This window comes from Leptothermofonsia sp. ETS-13 (assembly GCF_049200465.1).
Taxonomy (GTDB): Bacteria; Cyanobacteriota; Cyanobacteriia; order Leptolyngbyales; family Leptolyngbyaceae; genus Leptothermofonsia.
In genome coordinates, this window is sequence record NZ_CP120836.1 from 2,288,589 (window position 1) to 2,301,592 (window position 13,004).

The 13,004-nt window shown below is 50.6% G+C and carries 17 protein-coding genes; 5 read left to right on the top strand and 12 right to left on the bottom strand.

Features of this window, described 5'->3' with window-relative positions; translation table 11 throughout:
• Window positions 1–103: 103 nt before the first annotated feature.
• Window positions 104–298, bottom strand: a complete 195-nt coding sequence (locus tag P4D80_RS10285; RefSeq protein ID WP_421659047.1) for a hypothetical protein — start codon at window positions 296–298, stop codon at window positions 104–106.
• 245 nt (window positions 299–543) lie between these two features.
• Window positions 544–1,395: a 16S rRNA (cytidine(1402)-2'-O)-methyltransferase gene (gene rsmI / locus P4D80_RS10290; protein ID WP_421659048.1), complete on the bottom strand. Its 852-nt coding sequence runs from the start codon at window positions 1,393–1,395 to the stop codon at window positions 544–546.
• Window positions 1,396–1,515: 120 nt separating this feature from the next.
• On the opposite strand from rsmI, the gene P4D80_RS10295 reads away from it, so the two are divergent.
• The 4 genes from P4D80_RS10295 (at window position 1,516) to P4D80_RS10310 (ending at window position 3,823) form a co-directional block, all read left to right on the top strand.
• Window positions 1,516–2,385, top strand: coding sequence for a sugar kinase (locus P4D80_RS10295; protein ID WP_421659049.1), 870 nt, complete (start codon window positions 1,516–1,518; stop codon window positions 2,383–2,385).
• A 21-nt stretch (window positions 2,386–2,406) separates the two neighbouring features.
• The gene (locus P4D80_RS10300) at window positions 2,407–3,273 is read left to right on the top strand and encodes a 3'(2'),5'-bisphosphate nucleotidase CysQ family protein (RefSeq protein WP_421659050.1); all 867 of its coding nucleotides are present in this window, start codon (window positions 2,407–2,409) and stop codon (window positions 3,271–3,273) included.
• A gap of 61 nt (window positions 3,274–3,334) precedes the next feature.
• The gene (locus P4D80_RS10305; protein ID WP_421659051.1) at window positions 3,335–3,469 is read left to right on the top strand and encodes a transposase family protein; all 135 of its coding nucleotides are present in this window, start codon (window positions 3,335–3,337) and stop codon (window positions 3,467–3,469) included.
• 15 nt (window positions 3,470–3,484) lie between these two features.
• Complete coding sequence (locus P4D80_RS10310) at window positions 3,485–3,823, top strand: hypothetical protein (protein ID WP_421659052.1); 339 nt, start codon at window positions 3,485–3,487, stop codon at window positions 3,821–3,823.
• A gap of 124 nt (window positions 3,824–3,947) precedes the next feature.
• Here P4D80_RS10310 and P4D80_RS10315 read toward each other — a convergent pair whose 3' ends face one another.
• From P4D80_RS10315 to P4D80_RS10360, 10 genes are all read right to left on the bottom strand, one after another.
• Window positions 3,948–4,112: a hypothetical protein gene (locus P4D80_RS10315; protein ID WP_421659053.1), complete on the bottom strand. Its 165-nt coding sequence runs from the start codon at window positions 4,110–4,112 to the stop codon at window positions 3,948–3,950.
• Window positions 4,113–4,449: 337 nt separating this feature from the next.
• Window positions 4,450–5,376, bottom strand: coding sequence for a glutamate 5-kinase (gene proB / locus P4D80_RS10320; protein ID WP_421659516.1), 927 nt, complete (start codon window positions 5,374–5,376; stop codon window positions 4,450–4,452).
• Entirely contained in the window at window positions 5,316–5,564 is a 249-nt protein-coding gene (locus P4D80_RS10325; protein ID WP_421659054.1) for a hypothetical protein, read from the bottom strand. The genes proB and P4D80_RS10325 overlap by 61 nt, the downstream gene beginning before the upstream one ends.
• A gap of 228 nt (window positions 5,565–5,792) precedes the next feature.
• A complete protein-coding gene (locus P4D80_RS10330) occupies window positions 5,793–6,341 on the bottom strand; it encodes a YqeG family HAD IIIA-type phosphatase (RefSeq protein ID WP_421659055.1) in 549 nt (182 codons plus the stop codon).
• The gene (gene mltG / locus P4D80_RS10335) at window positions 6,342–7,439 is read right to left on the bottom strand and encodes an endolytic transglycosylase MltG (RefSeq protein WP_421659056.1); all 1,098 of its coding nucleotides are present in this window, start codon (window positions 7,437–7,439) and stop codon (window positions 6,342–6,344) included. It lies immediately after the preceding gene.
• Between the two features lie 85 nt (window positions 7,440–7,524).
• Window positions 7,525–8,094: a DUF3727 domain-containing protein gene (locus tag P4D80_RS10340; RefSeq protein WP_421659057.1), complete on the bottom strand. Its 570-nt coding sequence runs from the start codon at window positions 8,092–8,094 to the stop codon at window positions 7,525–7,527.
• Between the two features lie 188 nt (window positions 8,095–8,282).
• On the bottom strand, window positions 8,283–8,759 hold the full coding sequence (ruvX, locus tag P4D80_RS10345) for a Holliday junction resolvase RuvX (RefSeq protein WP_421659058.1): 477 nt from the start codon (window positions 8,757–8,759) through the stop codon (window positions 8,283–8,285).
• Window positions 8,760–8,772: 13 nt separating this feature from the next.
• Window positions 8,773–10,131 carry a GNAT family N-acetyltransferase gene (locus P4D80_RS10350; protein WP_421659059.1) on the bottom strand — a complete coding sequence of 453 codons (1,359 nt, stop codon included), beginning with the start codon at window positions 10,129–10,131 and terminating at the stop codon, window positions 8,773–8,775.
• Window positions 10,132–10,271: 140 nt separating this feature from the next.
• Entirely contained in the window at window positions 10,272–11,462 is a 1,191-nt protein-coding gene (locus P4D80_RS10355) for a F420-0:Gamma-glutamyl ligase (protein ID WP_421659060.1), read from the bottom strand.
• 107 nt (window positions 11,463–11,569) lie between these two features.
• Window positions 11,570–12,505 carry an NAD-dependent epimerase/dehydratase family protein gene (locus P4D80_RS10360; RefSeq protein ID WP_421659062.1) on the bottom strand — a complete coding sequence of 312 codons (936 nt, stop codon included), beginning with the start codon at window positions 12,503–12,505 and terminating at the stop codon, window positions 11,570–11,572.
• A gap of 144 nt (window positions 12,506–12,649) precedes the next feature.
• Here P4D80_RS10360 and P4D80_RS10365 point away from each other — a divergent pair, with 144 nt between their 5' ends.
• A complete protein-coding gene (locus P4D80_RS10365) occupies window positions 12,650–13,003 on the top strand; it encodes a DUF4126 domain-containing protein (protein WP_421659063.1) in 354 nt (117 codons plus the stop codon).
• The last annotated feature ends 1 nt before the right edge of the window (window position 13,004 follow it).

Sequence of the window (13,004 nt, forward strand, 5' to 3'; positions counted from 1 at the left end):
CCCGAATCAGAGCGTTAAGCGACTGTCAATCATTGTACTGATGGAAGGGAGAAAGGATGAAGGATGAGGATTGAATGATTAAGGTTGGGCACTCAAGAATTCACTAGAAAAGAGTGGGAAAAGGTTTGGTGAGAGGAATGCTACCGTTTTGTAGCCCAAGGATAGTCGCTTGAATCTTTAGATTGGCATAATACAAATCTTCATTTAAGTGAAAACTACGTCCACCGATGGGTCTATTTGCAGGATCAAAACTTTCTAAATTGGCATTCCAGCCAGTTAAACTTGCAGTAGGATGCATAACCTGAAGGTGTCTAAGTTAAGCTACGCAGACGCCAAAACTAAGCCAGGAGTTTTTCATTGAACCTCACAATGACATTCAGAAAGGTGATGGCGAGTGGGTAATGCTCGCCCGTCTTTCGAAGGATCAACTTCGAAATCGCTGGCCTATGATATTGACTTTACACTGGTAGGACAATTAAACTATAAGGATTTTGCCTTCAGTCAACAGCGAATGGCATCTGGTATTGACTCTGTCAAACCTTTTTAGTTTTTCTCGGGTAGGGAAAGTGCTAGTTGGTAAATTTGACGGCGGGGGAGGGCGGTTTGCTGGGCAAGTTGACGGCTCGCTTCAGACCGAGAAAACCCCTGACTGATTAAGGTTTGCAGTTCGGCTTTGAGGGCGTCTTCAGACAGCAGGGGTTGGGTGGGTTCGGCTCCAGCAACGACGAGGGTATATTCGCCTTGAGGATTGAGATCGCCATGACGCTCAATCGCTTCGTCAATCGTCCCACGCCAGATTTCTTCATGCAGCTTGGTTAATTCCCGTGCTAAAACCATCGGTCGTTCTCCTCCAAAAAGCCTCAGATCTTGCAGCGTTTGTCGGAGGCGATGAGGCGCTTCATAGAAAATGAGCGTCCGGGATTCGGATTTCAAGATTTCCAATCTGGCGCGGCGAGCCTGGGATTTGGCGGGCAGAAAGCCCTCAAAGACGAAGCGATCGCAGGCCAATCCAGAAACTGTCAATGCCGCGATCGCTGCACTGGGACCAGGAATTGGCACCACCGAAATTCCAGCCTCAGCACAAGCTTTGACGAGCTCATAGCCAGGATCAGAAATTCCGGGAGTCCCAGCATCGGTAACCAGGGCGATCGCTTTTCCCCAGCGCAACTGTTCCACAAGGTCTGATGTGCGAGACTGACGATTGTGGTCGTGATAGCTAATTTGGGGCGTGGAAATTTGAAAATGATGTAGCAGCTTGCCAGTATGACGGGTATCTTCGGCGGCAATCAAATCAACGGACTGCAAAATCCGCACGGCCCGAAAGGTCATATCTTCCAGATTGCCGATCGGGGTACCGACCAGATAAAGGGTGCCGGGGGTGGGATCGGAGGGCATAGGGAAAAGGAGTGGATGGATGAGTGATGGAGTAATAGAGTGATGAGGTGATGGGGTGAAAGGATAAGTGGGTAGGGTTAGTGCGTATCTGCCAAGGGGGAAAAGATGGGGTGATGGGCTATGAAGCGTGGATTGTTTGTGGGCTTGCTGACCCTGGATTTGATTTACCAGACTGAGTACCTGCCAGCCAGGAATCAGAAGATGGTGGCATCTGACTATGCGGTGGCAGCGGGTGGACCAGCCACAAATGCGGCGGTGGCCTTCTGCTATCTGGGAAATGCTGCGATGGTGCTGGCAGCAGTGGGCGTTCACCCAATTACCCATTTGATTCTGGCAGATTTACAGCAGTGTGGAGTAACAGTTGCTGACCTTTCACCAGACTGCACTGAGCCTCCCCCCGTTTCTTCGATCCTGGTCACTGAAGCGACGGGGGAACGGGCAGTCGTTTCTATCAATGCAGTCAAGACTCAAGTAACGGCGGACTGCATTCCCGCAGACTGTTTGCAAGGCGTAGATATTGTGCTGATTGACGGGCACCAGATGGAAGTGGCACGGGCGATCGCCCGGCAGGCGAAGTCCCACAACATTCCGGTCGTGATTGATGGTGGAAGCTGGAAACCTGGTTTTGAAACCGTTCTTTCCCTGGCTGACTATGCTATCTGTTCTGCCAACTTTTGCCCACCCGGTTGCTATCATGAAGCGGAGGTGATGGAGTATTTGTTGAATCTGGGTATTACCCATATCGCCGTTACCCGGGGTGAACAACCCATCCACTACTGGAATCACACCCAGAGGGGAGAACTCGAAGTTCCCCAGGTCAAAGCGGTTGATACGTTGGGGGCAGGGGATATTTTTCATGGGGCATTTTGCCATGCCATTTTGCAGCAGCAGTTTGTTGAAGCACTGGAAGTGGCTGCCAGGGTTGCTGCCCATTCCTGTCAGTTCTTTGGCACTCGCCGCTGGATGGAGGAGGATAGAGTTGACGTTTAGATCGAGTTAGGGAAACAGATTTTGGCAAGTCTGCAAGAAGATGACCTGAAGGAACTGGTGGCGATCGCTCGCGCCGTAGGCTGGGGAGCTGCCGATATTCTGCGAGAAATGAAACCCTCAGACTTTGATATCCAGAACCTGGCGGATGGACCCGTCACCGCTGCTGATACAGCCGCCAACGTCTATATTCTGGAAAACCTCCAGGCGACCTGTGGAACTCAGGATTTTGGTTATCTCAGCGAAGAAACCTACAAAATACATGCAACCGGAGAACCCATGCCCCAACCCTTCGTCTGGGTCATCGATCCGCTGGACGGCACTAAAGACTACATCAAAGGGAGTGGAGAGTATGCCATCCATATCGCCCTACTACAACAAAACCGTCCAGTTCTGGCAGTCGTTGTTCAACCTGCCTTAGAAAAGCTTTACTTTGCCATCCTAAATGGCGGCACCTTTGCCGAAAGTCCGCAACAACCTCCTCGCCCTGTCCGAGTTTCCCAGCGAAATCAGATTGAAGAATTAACCGTAGTTGCTAGTCGCAGCCACCGAGACGAACGCTTCAACCAGTTGCTAAATCGATTTCCGGTGCAAAACCAGCGATCGGTGGGTAGTGTGGGAGGCAAAATCGCCTCTATTCTTGAACATACAGCCGATGTCTATATTTCCCTACCGGGTAAATCAGCTCCCAAAGACTGGGATCTGGCCGCACCCGAACTGATTTTGACTGAAGCCGGTGGGCAGTTCACCCATTTTGACGGCACCCCACTCTTATACAATCAAGCAGATGTGAGCCAATGGAATGGAGTGCTTGCCAGTAATGGTCCCTGCCACACCATTCTGTGCTACGAAACAACCCAAATTCTGGCAGCAATGGATGGGGGACAGTAGGTAGGGTTGTTTCTCTAAGAGGAGGAATAGAAACTAGAGGAAAGATGTATCGAGGAGTGCTATGGGAGTCGAAACGTTAACTGAACAGTTGAAAAGCATTCCCGATTGGAGACGGGGGCGCAAAGTCCAATACCCTCTCTGGTTGATGCTATTGATGAGTCTATTAGACGTGATGAGCGGCTATAGCAGCTTGTGAGGTCTAGAAGACTTTATGAAACGGCACCAGCAAGAGGTTGCTGAATTGTTTGGGTTAACCGAAGCGAAACTGCCCAGTTACTCGACCTTACGCGACCTGAGTCAGCATGTGAACCCAGAGCAAGTTGCTTCGGTGTTCTTGAGTTGGGTTAGACAAGCAGTGCCGACCCAAGCCGGACAGGTGGTGTCCCTCGATGGCAAAGCCCTGGCAAGCACGGTGCAAGATTGTTATGGTCAGCACCAGGATTCTGTCAGTGTGATCAGTGCATGTGTACAACAATGGGATAGCGTGATTGGTCAACAGAGTTTTCAAAATGGTCACGGCAGCGAGATTGTCATTGTCAGTGTGCGCTAATTGCTAGAGGAGCTAGTTGATGTCCTCCGCACCCAAAAAAGCGTGACTCAGATTATCAAGCCTAAAACCACTACTGTACTATCGTGTGTACTATCGTATTGATCTTAAAGCCAATCAACCCAAGCTATTGCAGCAAGCTCAACAGTGTGCCCAAACCCAATCGCCGTTGAGCGTCTATCCAGAGCCATGATGCCATGCATGGACGGGTGGGGGAGTGGCAGGTGCGAATTTTTGCGGCGCAGTCGAACTTGCTCAAAAGTAGCCGGGGTTCGCGGCTTTCCTGGTTCATCTTCAGTCAAATCCTTGTGGCGCAAAATGCCGCACAGATGATTTAAGCCCGTTGCGGCACGACCAAAAATAAGTTGACTGGGTCAAAGATTTGGAGCGAGGGGAAGGAGCCTTTTTGATTGAGTCGGTATGCCCTGCTACATTAATGGCACTTCAGCCTTTCGTAAAGCCGGTCATTCCTCGATGACCAAAACTATGCGGTTATTCAAGCATGACCTGCCAACGCTTCTTTCCTTCATTTAGGGAATCAACCCTACTGGGTTTAAGGGAGGCGGGTCCCCAGCTAGGGGTGGAACCCCTGCACCCTGTTCTAAGCCTGGTGGCTATGGCTATAAAAACTACCCGCTCAGTGCCAGATTATCTCGGTGAACGACGGTTTCTGCACCGGGATAGCCAAGGATGGTTGCGATCGCTTCTGACTGGGAACCTTTAATTTTCTGGAGTTCCTGACTGCTGTAGTTGACAAGCCCACGGGCGATTTCCTGTCCGGTGCGATCGCACAACATCACAGCATCCTGACTCTCAAACGTACCTTCGACTTGAATAATTCCGGCAGCCAGGAGTGATTTACCAGCGTCTTGGATGGCTCTTACAGCCCCCTCATCCAGATACAGCTTTCCAGCGGGAACCAGGCCGTGGGCAATCCAGCGTTTGCGAGCATTGATGGGTCTAAGCTGGGGTTCAAATTGGGTGCCAATCGATTCTCCATTCAAGATTTTTTCAATATTCTTCGGATAGCGTCCCTGGGTGATAACGGTTCGTACCCCGGCTCCGGTTGCAATCTGGGCCGCGGCAATTTTGGTTACCATGCCACCCGTACCCCAGCGGGAGCCGCGATCGCCCATTTTCACTTGCAGTTCTTTGAGCTGGTTAATGTGATCGACCCGGATGATGGGCTCGGCATCAGGGTGGTGACGTGGGTCAGCGGAGTAGAGGCGATCAACGTCGGTTAGCAAAAACAACCAATCCGCTCGTACCAGGCTGGCAACAAGAGCAGAGAGGGTGTCATTATCGCCAAACTTAAGCTCATCAACGGCAACGGTATCGTTTTCATTCACGATGGGAATGACGCCCAGCTCCAGCAATTCCCGGAAGGTGCGTTCAATATTGATATAGCTATTGCGCTGGACCAGGTCGTTGCGGGTGAGAAGAACCTGGGCGATCGGCTGCTGAAGGGAAGTGAATAAATCATCGTAAATTCGGATTAATCGTCCCTGCCCAACGGCGGCAACTGCTTGCTTGAAGGCAATGGTGCGGGGGGCGATCGCTTAAACCAAGCCGGGCACAGCCAACCCCCACCGCCCCCCGATGACACCAAAACGACCCGATGCCCCTGTTGGTGCAATCCACTGAGGGTTTCTACCAGGCTGGCAATTGTAGACAATGCTAATAGACCTGTTTCTGGCTGCGTAAGACTGGAGGTACCGATTTTAACAACGAGGGTTTGAGTCATTGAATTTCTACAAGAACCGCCAATGGCGAAGCGCCAGCTCCTATATAAGTAAGGGCTAGCGCTTAGCACAAGTATTCACGGGGATTTATAGTTAGGGTCTTTATTGGCTGACCCCATTTGAACTGTATTTACAATGACAGAAATAAGCAAGATTGAAGAGTTTCATAATAATTTCTTTATGTTTCCCTTCCTGGTGATTTGTGAGCTTTTGTATCAGTTCCTTTACATTCACTTGTCCGGCAGAAGGGAAGCTCCCAGAGCTTGAGAAACCCAAACTTCAAAGCTATGCAGCGGCGATCGCCGTACCGTTTCATTCAGATGCACCATTGGTTCCACCAGAATGGTAAACATGCCCAGGCGGTTGCCAGCCAACACATCGGTAAACAGGCGATCGCCCACCATCCCAATCTGCTCCACAGGCAAATTCATGGCTGAAACCGCTTTTCTCACTTTCCGCCGGGAGGGTTTGGCAGCCCCTGCAATGTAGGGTAAGCTCAAACTCTTCGCAATGCGCCGAATCCGGGCCTCACTAATGTTGTTACTGACCAGCCAGAGGGTTGCTACCTTGCGAATCTCCTCTACCCAGGGCAGCAATTCTGCGGAAGCTTCGGCAGCACAAATCGGCACCAGGGTCTCATCAACATCCAGGACCAGTCCTTTAAGGTCGTGCTGTTGCAAAATTTGAGGCGTCAGCTCCAGGACTGATCCATGCAGGATCAGGTTTGGTTGTAAGAGTTCGACCCAGGGCATGGCGGGAATGATTAAGGATAGTTTCACTTAAGGTTTGGTAGGCTGAGAAGCCTCACGCTGGTTATGAATGGCTTCCTGTGCCGCCTGGTGTTCCTTCAAAGTGCGACTGAAAACATGAGTCCCATCGTACCGCGCGACGAAGTACAGGTAATCGGTATTTTCTGGGTAAAGGGCGGCTTTAAGGCTGGCAAGCCCTGGACTGGCGATCGGGGTGGGGGGTAAGCCTGGGTTCAAATAGGTGTTGTAGGAGGATGGTGTTCTAACCTGATCCAAGGTGAGGGTTTTGTCTGGAGTTTGTTGAATCCCCAATCCATACTCTACAGTGGGGTCTGCCCCCAGAGGCATACCTTTTTTCAGCCGATTGAAAAAAACTCCTGCAATTCGCGGGCGTTCTTCAGGAATCACCGCTTCCTTTTCGACAATACTTGCCAGCGTTACCCATTCTGCAAAACTCAGTGAGGTTTTTCCTTTGGCTTGCTGGTAGAGGGGGAGTGCAACCTGCTCAAAGCGGTTGAGCATTTGCTTCAGGATGTCATTGGGCGTTGGGGTACCAGTAATTTGATAGGTATCTGGATAAAGATACCCCTCTAGCCGAAACTGATTAGGGGCAGAATTGATTGGAAGCCAGGGATAGTCATTGGCTGGAAATTGCTGGACGGCGGTGATGAATTCCTGGGCAGAAAACAGGCCCTGCTCTTCAAAGTAAGCTGCCATTTTCCTGATAGACCAGCCCTCCGGAATGGTGAAACTGGCATAAACCACGTCACCCGTCCAGATTTTGGCGGCGATCGCTTTCATTGGTTCAGTTGGAGATAGCTGATAGACTCCTGCCTGAAAGCCACCCTGGGGATCTTTGAACATAAGCCAGCGCGTCCAGAGATTCCAGGCTGTTGCAGAGCGAATCACCCCCAGGGCTTCCAGATCTCTGCCAATTTCCTGCCCTGAAGTACCCTCGGTAATTTTCAACTTCAGATTCCGGGTGTTTGATCCTGTTCCTGCGGGGGATGGGGCAGCATTGGCCCAGATCCACCATTGCCAGCTTTGCCAGGTTCCAATACCCAGTAACACCAGCACTAGTACTGGCACGATCAACCACTTTCGGGGTTTCTTTGTCGTGTTCATCATGAGTTCTGGATTTTGGACTGATGGAGTGAGGACACATGTGATGCACCCTACGTCTCAGGCAAATGCAGTTAACTGCCTACTAAGGTTACTCAAATTGTTCAAGCAACTGTTCTTCAAGCTGAGGTAACAATGGCTCTAACAATGGCTCAATTTTTTCCAGTTCTTCGGCAGAAAGCAGCTTTGGCTGGTCGTTTTCATCCCTTCTTGCCAAGATGAAAAATGGATCAAGGGGAGTATACACTCCAAACTCCTGCTCCTCGTAGTAGAAACTAGCCAGAAATTGCAGTTCTTCCTCCTCTTCGTCACCTTCAGAGCCTGCCAGTTCGTCTTCGTCTTCAACGTAATCTGGCAGTTCTCCCTCGACGGTGAGAGTAACAGCTGTGCGCTTCAAAACCAAATTCTGTTCTTCGAGAACGACTTTAGCAATTGGAAAGAGGAGGTCGATATCCCTCTCGTCCTCAACGGGGATAGCTTCTTCTTCGTCTCCATGCTCCTGCCAGGCAACAATTTCAACAGGCGAGTCAATCGGGAGCAACAGCACATATTCTTGTCCATCTAGCTCCAGAGAATGTTCAACAGTACAGGTGAGTGTCCGCCCAGCATCGTCTGTCACTGTCACTTTCTCTATTTCCATTTCAACATTGTCTTCATGCATTCTCGAACTCTCCCGATTTTGTTTTTTTGATTCTAGATTGTAATCTGATGAGCCAGAGCAATCAGGGGAGTGGAGAAAGGAAGGCCAAAGGATGAAGGCGTACAGAGTGGTGGAGTGGGGAAATACCCTATCCCCCTTATCTCCTTATACCCCTATCCCTCTATCCCCTCCTCCCTTTCCCTGTCTCTTCACTCTTCACCCTCGCCCTCATTTCCTGTTCCTTCTACTTTTTGATTCTGTTGATTTTGAAGGCGGCGTTCATCCAACCATTGTTGCAGAATCAGGGACGCTGCTTTGCGATCGATGAGATCCTTGTGCCGGGAGGGAGAAATTTTTTCCGCCTGAAGCATTTGCTCTGCCTGAAAAGAGGTCAGGCGCTCATCTGTGTATTCAAGAGGCAGTTGTAGGGCCTGGGCGATCGCTCGGGCAAACTTTTGCACATAGCGAGCCTGAGTCCCCAAACTTCCATCCATAGAGTAGGGCAAACCCACCACCAGTACTTCAACTTGTCGTTGCTCTACTAGTTGCTGGAGCTGGGTCAAAACATAATCGAAGGATTTGCGTTCAATGGTGGTAAGCCCAGTAGCAATCAACCCGGTGCGATCGCAGCCAGCCACACCAATTCGTTTTCTACCCACATCCAGTCCCAACGCAGAGATCGGCATTTACACGCTTCCTCTAGCAGCAAGGCCCTTCCTGAGGGGGGTCAGAAAAATCCGTGGAAACGGGCAGGTTAAGCAAGCGCTTTGTACCTTGCCCATTAGTTTCTGGCTTAGAACCGTTTTGGCGGGGAGCAGAACTTGTATCCACACTGGTTTCTGCCTGGGAGGACTGATCGACAGAGGGTAATAGAGTAATGCGACTGGGAACCGGCTTACGAGCAGGTTTAAGACCTTGCAAAACCTCCGGTAATTGCAATCCCTCTAGGGCTGCTGGCTTTGTTTCCCGCACCTTGTGCCAAACGGAGCGAGACATCATTAGTGTGTGCGCAATGCGATTAGCGCCCAGTTGAGCCAGATATTCTTCTCGCTCTGGCTGGTAGTCAGAGGAAGCCAGTTGAAGAGACTGGGCTGGTAAGTCTTGAGTAATGCGGGCCATCTGGGACAGCAGTTCTGGATACAGCCAGGTGTAGGCAGGATGGACAGTTAACCGTCCCTGGTGCGGTTTGGAACCATCCCGACAGAGCTGCAACTGGAAGTAGCCAATCGCCGCCTTGCGCTGCGGTTCAAACACATAGCCGCTAACTGCTTCAGTATGGCTCAACCAGTGCTTCAGCCCATCCATCAGGGAACCCAACAGGCTGGTCTTGAAATCTAAAATGTGCCGATCAAACACCTGGCGTACCAGGGGTGGCATGGAAGCCGTGTCTAACTGGTAAAGCAACTGGGCATCAGCATTGCTAACGGGCAGCAGGTTAGGCAAATCTGGCTCCCGTTCAGCCAACTCTTGCAGCAACTTGGGAGTAATTTCCCAGTAGGTCATCTGTGCCAGAGGTTGAAAGCCATTCTCCCGATACAGAGCTAGGGATTCCTTATCGTTGACATTAACCTCCAGCAGCCAGGTACGGGCTTCCCAAATTGTATTAAGGCAATGGCGCAAAAGCTGAGAGCCAATTTCCGAAAAGCTCAATTTACGAACTTCAGGTTCCGTTTCTGCCCCCTCTGTTGAAGTGTTCTTTTGGGGAGCAGATAGGGGTACGACGGGCGAACTATCATCTACAGCAACCCGATCAACCCGCCAGGTACTGCGAGTGCGATTAAAGGGGGAAACTCGAATCACACCTCGAATCTTGTTGCCTTGCTCTGACGTACAAGCGCAAAACATATATTGCAGCGGATTTAGCAGCAGATTAAGCACTCTGTGCAAACCATGCCAGGGGCGGAGCTGCAAATATTTAAGGGGTCTGTCTGGATCAATGGAACCACCAACACCATCGGCCTCAAATCCCTCAGAGTAGAGTCGTTCAACGGCTTCCAAATCCCGATATTGTACGGGACGGATTGTAATTTGTAATTTTGAGGGAGAAATCTGAGTCATTTTGAAGAACAGCCCATCTAGCTGTGCGATGGTTCGGTTGGCGCTTTAATCTACATTGTAATGGGGGTTTACCCAATAAACCTTATTTTGAACGATCCAGACATAAATTCAAGCGGCTACTCATTTCTATCCACCCATGCCTAACTGGGTTCCGTAACAACGGGGCGAATCAGAACAATCGGGGTTTGTTCGTCGGCATTGCCTGCTGGATTCCGAATCAGGGCTTGTTTCAAAAAGGGAATGGAGACATCGGAGGATGCTGCCAGTACCTTAACGGCTTTCAAATCATTGACATCCACGATTGCCGCCGGAATGCCAGTTTTTGCTTTTATCTGATCTACCACCTGTTGAGGGTTTTCTGGTCCCAGAACAATGAACTGGTCATAGGGAGGCAGGGTACCCGTGACATCATCAATGAGGCGGGCCTGTTCTCCGGCAAGCTGGTAGAAAACACCTGGTTTACCAAAGACTTTGGCGATCGCCCCTAGTAGAAATGCCAGCAACACCCGTACCGGACCCACAATATCAATTAGAGACTGCATGCCGCAGGCCGTTGCCAGACTGGAAGTTGGCAAAAACAGGTAGCATAATCGTTTCGCAACCCAGCCTGGCTGGATGTCGGTGGGATGATGAAATCGTTCCTGCATGATGGCGATCGGCGTTTCTCCAATCGCCACCACATCCCCCTTCTGGGCATGGGGAACCACGTAACGCTGCACAACTTCAACCGGATTGTCGAGATGGGTTAGCAGGTGCGTTCGAATTGGCAAAACATCTGCATTGGTCGCCGGACGCCAGTTTTTTGAATCTTTGGGATCAGGAAATACTAGCGGCACAATTACATGACGCACCTTAGGAATGCGTCCCTGGGGACCGTAGGTGACATAGTGAATTTGAATCCAGGCAACTTGTAACTGGCTCAAATCCGATCCCTGAATTTCAAGGACGATCTCAATCGGGTCAATTTTGCCAGTCTTGACTATATGGGCTTCCCAGTAGCCATCATCTCTAAGTTTGGCATCCTTATAGCGGGGAATCACCCGACTTGTGGTAGTAATTCCCTCCAAACTGCCGGAGGAGAGTAGCTTCACCTCGACCCTGACTTCGGGAACCATAACCTCCAGCCGTCGAGTGAGATTACGGAACTCCAGTTCACCCACTAGCAAATAGCGCTGCGGCTGGTAGTCCTCTAGCTGCCAGTTACCAGCGGTTAGTACCAGCTTATTACCAGGACGCCGTCGATATTGAATTTCTAATATCAGCAGAAACAGTGCCAGAGTCAGCACGACTGCAATGATGATCCCGATCGCAATACTCCCAATAGTCCCCACAGCTATGGCTCAATCTTGTTGGTCTGTCAAAAGTCTAATGGAGAGTTTTGAGTTTTGAGTTTTGAACAAGTCTTCCCCTCAAAGCTCAGACGTTAGAACTCTCTGTCTCAAGCAGTAGCTAAAATCTCATCGTCTACGGAGAAATCTACATCGGCTTTGTCTCTGCCAGAAGCCAGGTAGTCGTTCTGGAAAGAGTCCTTCAGGCCAGAGATCAAATCGTACTCTGGTTGCCAGTCAAGCTCTACCTTGGCCTTCTGAATCGAGGCAAAGAAGTGCTGGGTACGGAGGGGAAAGGCTTTACGCTTGCCAAAGTCAAACTTTTTGGGGTCGTAGTGGACGATTTGCAAACTATCAGGAGATTTACCAGTTGCCGCTGCACAGGCTCGTGCTAACCCATCAAAAGTGATGCAGCGATCGCCCGATACATTATAAATTTGCCTGATGGCCTGAGTGTTGCCCAATACCTGGGTCATCGCCCGGGCCAGGTCTTTAACATGCCCAAACTGGGTGAAGTGCTGACCGTGGCCGGGAATGGGGACGGGGCGATCGCGGACGATCCGGTCAAAGAACCAGGCTTCCAGGTCATTGTAATTCTGAGGGCCATAGATGTAGGTAGGGCGGATGGAGGTGAAGGGTAGTTCCTGTTCTGCCAGATAAACTTCGGTGTCATGTTTACCCTTGTGACGGCTCTTGGGATCAATCGGGTCTCCTTCCACATGAGGCATTTGATCGGACTTGAGGTAGACTCCAGCAGAACTCATGTAAACAAAATGCTGGAGGCGATCGCTGAAGATTTCTGTCAGGGGCTGGGTGTCACTTAATTCCCGCCCATTGTTGTCAAAAATGGCATCGAAGGATTCACCGGCTAATTTGTCCTTTAATTCCGTGGGATTGGTGCGATCTCCATGAATCTGCCGCAAACCTTCAACCGGGGCAGGTTTGTTTCCCCGGTTAAACAGCACGACTTCATGCCCCTGCTCCACCAAAATCCGTGTCAGGTAAACCCCGATGAATCGGGTTCCTCCCATGATTAAAATCCGCATTACTCTCACCCTCCCAACTGGAATCTTACCAAATCCCTAGCCCCTAGCTCCCAGCCCCTGGCTCTAACCTCTGACTCTTGATTCCTAATGGTGCACCAGTAGTTTTGATAGAAACGTTAATGTATTACATAGCTAGATTACCTGATGGATGCGATCGCTCTACCCACTTCCATCATCGCTGGAACATTGATTACAGCTTCCTTTGGCACTGATTTGAACCCCTTTCTTCAGTGGAGTCTGGCAGTGATTGCTGGAGGAGGCGTAGCCGGAGCAGTTAAAGGGATGACCGGTTTTTCTCGCCTGGCTTCAACGGCAACAACCGGGGGACTGGGAAATTTTGTGGTTACAACGCTGGAGCTGGTAGGCGCCATCGCGTTATCGGTGCTGGCGATCGTCCTGCCGAAACTGGCATTGGTTTTGGTGCTGCTGCTGATTGGCTCACTGGTGGGTGCAGGTGTCTGGTTCGGGTTGAAACGGAAACCGCTGCCCAATTCTTAGC